6 protein-coding genes are annotated in these 6,047 nt (G+C 40.9%); 4 read left to right on the forward strand and 2 right to left on the reverse strand.

From position 1 onward, the window contains the following. Nucleotides 1-35 precede the first annotated feature (35 nt). Both RWO85_RS05385 and pepO read right to left on the reverse strand, forming a co-directional pair. The gene (locus RWO85_RS05385; protein WP_314414512.1) at nucleotides 36-677 is read right to left on the reverse strand and encodes a recombinase family protein; all 642 of its coding nucleotides are present in this window, start codon (nucleotides 675-677) and stop codon (nucleotides 36-38) included. A gap of 182 nt (nucleotides 678-859) precedes the next feature. Next, on the reverse strand, nucleotides 860-2,752 hold the full coding sequence (pepO, locus tag RWO85_RS05390; RefSeq protein ID WP_314414514.1) for an endopeptidase PepO: 1,893 nt from the start codon (nucleotides 2,750-2,752) through the stop codon (nucleotides 860-862). Nucleotides 2,753-2,929: 177 nt separating this feature from the next. On the opposite strand from pepO, the gene RWO85_RS05395 reads away from it, so the two are divergent. From RWO85_RS05395 to tpx, 4 genes are all read left to right on the forward strand, one after another. Continuing rightward, the gene (locus RWO85_RS05395; RefSeq protein ID WP_000619162.1) at nucleotides 2,930-3,652 is read left to right on the forward strand and encodes a metal ABC transporter ATP-binding protein; all 723 of its coding nucleotides are present in this window, start codon (nucleotides 2,930-2,932) and stop codon (nucleotides 3,650-3,652) included. Beyond that, a complete protein-coding gene (locus RWO85_RS05400; RefSeq protein ID WP_050098639.1) occupies nucleotides 3,649-4,497 on the forward strand; it encodes a metal ABC transporter permease in 849 nt (282 codons plus the stop codon). Before RWO85_RS05395 ends, RWO85_RS05400 begins: the two co-directional genes overlap by 4 nt. Nucleotides 4,498-4,528: 31 nt before the next feature. Further along, the gene (psaA, locus tag RWO85_RS05405) at nucleotides 4,529-5,458 is read left to right on the forward strand and encodes a metal ABC transporter substrate-binding lipoprotein/adhesin PsaA (RefSeq protein WP_000733076.1); all 930 of its coding nucleotides are present in this window, start codon (nucleotides 4,529-4,531) and stop codon (nucleotides 5,456-5,458) included. 123 nt (nucleotides 5,459-5,581) lie between these two features. Beyond that, nucleotides 5,582-6,047 (forward strand): thiol peroxidase (gene tpx, locus RWO85_RS05410; RefSeq protein ID WP_314414516.1); only part of this gene is annotated, 466 nt, incomplete at its 3' end.

The raw sequence follows: 6,047 nt of genomic DNA on the forward strand, positions 1-6,047 counted from the left end.
ACGGTCGTTAATCGAAACAAATTTACGGCTTTATTCTACCATTTTTCCCTATTTTTAGCAATGATTTTCCGTTTTTTTTGACGATTGTTCGCAACTTTATTACGTTCTAACACTTTATATAGGGTTGATGTAGAAATTTGTTCAGTTTTTGCAATATTACGTATGCTTATATCTGAATGTAGATATTTGTTAAGTATCCGCTCCTCCTTTTCTTTTGAAATCCGTTTTGCTCCTAATCTAACACCATTTTCCTTAGCTTTTCGAAGTCCCTCTTTTGTGCGAAACCTCAGATTTTCCAGCTCATTTTCTGCCACAAAGCCTAAAATGATGCAAAGTAACCTGCCAATAAGAGAACCTGTTTCTAGTTTTTCATGCAAACTGACTAGCTGAATATGAGATTCATTAAATAGTTCAATAAGTTCTAGCAGCTTAAACATAGATCGAGTCAGTCTATCTAACTTATAGATAGTAAAAGTAACCTGCTTGCCATCATTCGAAAAGTCAGAGGCCAGTTTTAAGGCTTTTGTAAGTTCAGGACGAGTGTCATTTGCACCAGATTCCTTTTCTATAAAAAGTTTATCGCAATGTTTAAGAGCTTCGATTTGCACTTTCAATCCTAGGTCTTGTTTATGAGTAGATACACGGGCGTAGCCTATGTTGATAGTCTTTTGAGACATAAAAATCCTCCTGTTATCTTGATACAGAGGGATATTTTACTATGAATTTTAAAATAAGAAAAGACCTCAATTTCATAATCCCTATGAACTACACCCCAAAAGCTAGATTGTTCTATCTAACTTTTTAGGGTGTACATAGATAGGGAAGGTATAATTATAGGAGTTTTACTTGTCTCTTTACATTACCAAATAATCACGCGCTCTTCTGGCGAACGCCACATACCGTCTCCTTCTTTGACATCATATGTTGTAAAGAAATCATCGAAGTTTGGTACTTGCACATTGACACGGAGTTTGGCTGGTGCGTGCACATCGACGCTAGCCAAAAGTTTCATAAATTCTGGACGACCTTTCATGCGCCAGATGCGACCGAAGTTGTAGAAGAACTCTTCTGCTGAGAAGTCTGGTTCTCTCTTAGCTGCTTCAAGCGCTGCAGCGATTCCTCCCAAGTCAGCCACATTTTCTGACACAGTCAATTTACCGTTGATGGTTGCTCCATAAGAATCCTGTCCATCAAATTGGTCAATGACTTTTTGTGTTTTCTCCTTAAAGGCAGTATAGTCACTCTCTGTCCACCAGTCCTTGAGGCTACCATTTTCGTCAAAGGACGCTCCGTTGGTATCAAAGGCGTGGGAAATTTCATGAGCAATAACTGCACCAATCCCACCGTAGTTAGCAGAAGACGACTGATTTAAGTCATAGAAAGGCGCCTGTAAAATAGCTGCTGGGAAGACAATCAGGTTCTTCTGAGGATTGTAGTAGGCATTGACCATATGAGCAGGCATGCCCCATTCCTTGTAGTCCACAGGCTGGTTCCACTTACTCCAACTGTGCTTGATTTCCACACGCGCAAAGGCTAGAGCATTGTCAAAAAGGCTAGCCATTTCATCCACTACCTTGTCCTTATAACGTTCTGGCAATTCTTCTGGGTAACCAATATAAGGCTTGATGACATTGAGTTTGACGATGGCCTTGTCACGAGTTTCTGGAGTCAGCCAATCATTTTTAGCCAAGCGTTCCTTATAGACATCAATCATGGTTGCCACTTTTTTCTCCACGTCCGCCTTGGCTTCTGGGGAGAATTTTTCATGGGCATACCATAGGCCTAAAGCTTGTTTGAATGGACCTTGTGCTAGCTGGTAGGCTGCCTTGACCTTGTCTTTGGCCTCTGGAACTCCTGAAAGCGCACGGCTATAGGCACCTGACAAGACACGAATTTCTTCTGTTAGATAGCTAGTTGAGAGATTAACAACACTTAAAATTAAGGTTGCCTTGAGGAGAGGCCAGGCCTCTTCACTATAGAATTGGTCTGCTGCTTGCCAGAAACGTTCCTCATCTACGATAACCTTGTCTGGTACTTGTCCAAGAACGGCTTGGAAGAAGTCATCCAAAGGCAGAGCAGGTGCGAATTTTTTGAAATCTTCATAAGAATATGGATGGTAGAGTTTAGCATATTCTGAACTTTCTTCATTAGAGAGCACCACTGCTGCAACTCGACGGTCCAATTCTAGTCTTTTCTCTAGCAAGTCTTCAATTTCTTCATCAGAGAAATCATAAGCCTTGAGGAGATTTGCGCTGGTTTCTTTCCAAAGAGTCAAGAGTTCTTCGCGCTGAGGATGGTCTTCTGCATAGTAGGTCGTATCTGGCAGGATCGTGCTTGGAGCGCTAGCCCATAAAACATTGATTCTGGCATCCATAAAGTCTGGCGATACACCAAAAGGAAGGAAGTTCGGTTTTCCTGCAAGTTCAAACTCTGCTAGTTTGGCAGTGAAATCTGCAAAAGTCTCCAATCCTTGGAATTCTTTAAGAAGTGGTAAGACAGGTGTGATACCGTCAGCTTCTCTCTTGTCAAAATCACGAACTAGGCGGTGGTATTTGACAAAGTTTGCCAAGATAGCATCCTCAGGCACCTCTTGACCTGCCAACCACTTGTCTGTTGTCGCCAGCATCAGGTCTTCAATTTCCTGGTCTAAATCAACAAAACCTCCCGTTTGAGACTTATCTGCTGGAATTTCAGCTGTCTTCTGCCATTCTCCATTGATTGCATCATAAAAATCGTCTTGATAACGTGTCATCTTGTTCTCGCTTTCATTTGTATTTGTTTTTAGCTTAACAAAAATTACCTGGGAATGCAATTAAAAATAAACGGATGTTTCCTATTGTTTTTCAGTTAATATTTTAATTTTTTGAAAAATTAACTTGACTTAATTTTTTTTTTAAGGTATATTAAGAGTCAGGAGGAATACAAATTTATGATACGTATCGAAAACCTCAGTGTCTCCTACAAAGAAACGTTGGCACTTAAGGATATTTCACTAGTGCTCCAAGGACCAACAATTACCGGAATCATTGGTCCAAACGGCGCCGGAAAATCAACATTATTAAAAGGGATGCTGGGAATTATCCCACATCAAGGTCAGGCATTTCTCGATGACAAGGAAGTTAAAAAATCCTTACACCGAATTGCCTATGTCGAACAAAAGATCAATATCGACTACAACTTTCCCATCAAGGTCAAGGAATGTGTCTCGCTAGGACTATTTCCTTCTATTCCTCTCTTTCGCAGTTTAAATGCTAAACATTGGAAAAAAGTAGAGGAAGCCCTTGAAATCGTCGGCCTAGCTGACTACGCTGAACGTCAAATCAGTCAACTGTCTGGAGGTCAATTCCAGCGGGTCTTGATTGCCAGATGTTTGGTGCAGGAAGCCGATTATATCCTCTTGGATGAACCCTTTGTTGGGATTGACTCTGTCAGTGAGGAAATCATCATGAATACGCTGAGAGATTTGAAAAAAGCTGGGAAGACGGTTCTCATCGTTCACCACGACCTCAGCAAGGTTTCCCACTACTTCGATCAAGTCTTACTTGTCAATCGAGAAGTGATCGCCTTTGGTCCAACCAAAGAAACCTTTACCGAAGCCAATCTCAAAGAAGCTTACGGTAATCGACTCTTTTTCAATGGAGGTGACCTATGATTGCAGAATTTATCGATGGATTGCAAAAATTCCATTTCCTACAAAATGCCTTGATAACAGCTATTGTCGTCGGGGTCGTAGCTGGAGCTGTGGGATGTTTCATCATTCTACGTGGGATGTCACTCATGGGAGATGCTATTTCACATGCTGTCTTACCAGGTGTAGCCCTCTCCTTCATCTTAGGCGTTGACTTCTTTATCGGAGCCATTGTCTTTGGATTGCTAGCTGCTATCATCATTACCTACATCAAGGGGAACTCGATTATCAAAAGCGATACCGCCATCGGCATTACCTTTTCTTCTTTCTTAGCCCTCGGTATCATCTTGATTAGTGTCGCTAAAAGTTCAACTGACCTTTTCCATATCCTTTTTGGTAATATTCTAGCCGTCCAAGATACGGATATGTTTATCACTATGGGCGTAGGGGCGGTCATTCTCTTGTTAATCTGGATTTTCTTCAAGCAACTCTTGATAACTTCCTTTGATGAACTTCTGGCTAAAGCCATGGGAATGCCTGTCAATTTCTATCACTACCTCCTCATGATACTCCTGACTCTCGTGTCTGTGACAGCCATGCAAAGTGTTGGAACTATCCTGATTGTAGCCATGCTGATTACCCCAGCTGCAACTGCTTATCTGTATGCTAATAGCCTGAAAAGTATGATTTTCCTTTCCTCAACCTTTGGAGCGACAGCTTCAGTTTTGGGACTCTTTATCGGTTATAGCTTTAACGTTGCGGCAGGTTCTAGTATCGTGCTCACAGCTGCTAGTTTCTTTCTCATTAGCTTCTTTATCGCTCCAAAACAACGATATTTGAAACTGAAAAATAAACATTTGTTAAAATAAGGGGCAAAACCCCAATAAATTGGAGGATCTAATGAAAAAATTAGGTACATTACTTGTTCTCTTTCTTTCCGTCATCGCTCTTGTAGCATGTGCTAGTGGAAAAAAAGATGCAGCTTCTGGTCAAAAACTAAAAGTTGTTGCTACAAACTCAATCATCGCTGATATTACTAAAAATATTGCTGGTGACAAGATTGATCTTCACAGTATCGTTCCTGTTGGTCAAGACCCACACGAATACGAACCACTTCCTGAAGACGTTAAGAAAACTTCTCAAGCTGATTTGATTTTCTATAACGGTATCAACCTTGAAACAGGTGGCAATGCTTGGTTTACAAAATTGGTAGAAAATGCTAAGAAAACTGAAAACAAAGACTACTTTGCAGTCAGCGAAGGCGTTGATGTTATCTACCTTGAAGGCCAAAACGAAAAAGGCAAAGAAGACCCACACGCTTGGCTTAACCTTGAAAACGGTATGATCTTTGCTAAAAATATCGCAAAACAATTGAGCGCTAAAGACCCTAGCAACAAGGAATTCTACGAAAAAAATCTCAAAGAATATACTGATAAGCTAGACAAACTTGACAAGGAAGCTAAAGAGAAATTTAACAACATCCCTGCTGAGAAAAAACTCATCGTAACCAGCGAAGGATGCTTCAAATACTTCTCTAAAGCCTACGGTGTCCCAAGTGCCTATATTTGGGAAATCAATACTGAAGAAGAAGGAACTCCTGACCAAATCAAGACCTTGGTTGAAAAACTTCGCCAAACAAAAACTCCTTCACTCTTTGTAGAATCTAGTGTGGATGACCGTCCAATGAAGACTGTTTCACAAGACACAAACATCCCAATCTACGCACAAATCTTTACTGACTCTATCGCAGAACAAGGTAAAGAAGGCGACAGCTACTACAACATGATGAAATACAACCTTGACAAGATTGCTGAAGGATTGGCAAAATAATACTCTGAAAAACGTCATTCTCACACGAGCTGGCGTTTTTTTCTATGCCCATATTTCCGGTCAAATCATTGGAAAATTCTTACTGTTTCAGCTACAATGGAAGAAAAAAGATTGGAGTATCTTATGGTAACTTTTCTCGGAAATCCTGTGAGCTTTACAGGTAAACAACTACAAGTCGGCGACAAGGCGCTCGATTTTTCTCTTACTACAACAGACCTTTCTAAAAAATCTCTGGCTGATTTTGATGGAAAGAAAAAAGTCTTGAGTGTCGTGCCTTCTATCGATACAGGTATCTGCTCAACTCAAACGCGTCGCTTTAATGAAGAACTGGCTGGACTGGACAACACGGTCGTATTGACTATTTCTATGGACCTCCCTTTTGCCCAAAAACGTTGGTGCGGTGCTGAAGGAATTGAAAATGCCATCATGCTCTCAGACTATTTCGACCAATCCTTTGGACGTGATTATGCCCTCTTAATCAATGAGTGGCATCTATTGGCACGCGCAGTCTTTGTCCTCGATACTGACAATACGATTCGCTACGTTGAATACGTGGACAATATCAACTCTGAACCAAACTTCGAAGCCG

Source organism: uncultured Streptococcus sp. (assembly GCF_963521865.1).
Lineage (GTDB): Bacteria > Bacillota > Bacilli > Lactobacillales > Streptococcaceae > Streptococcus.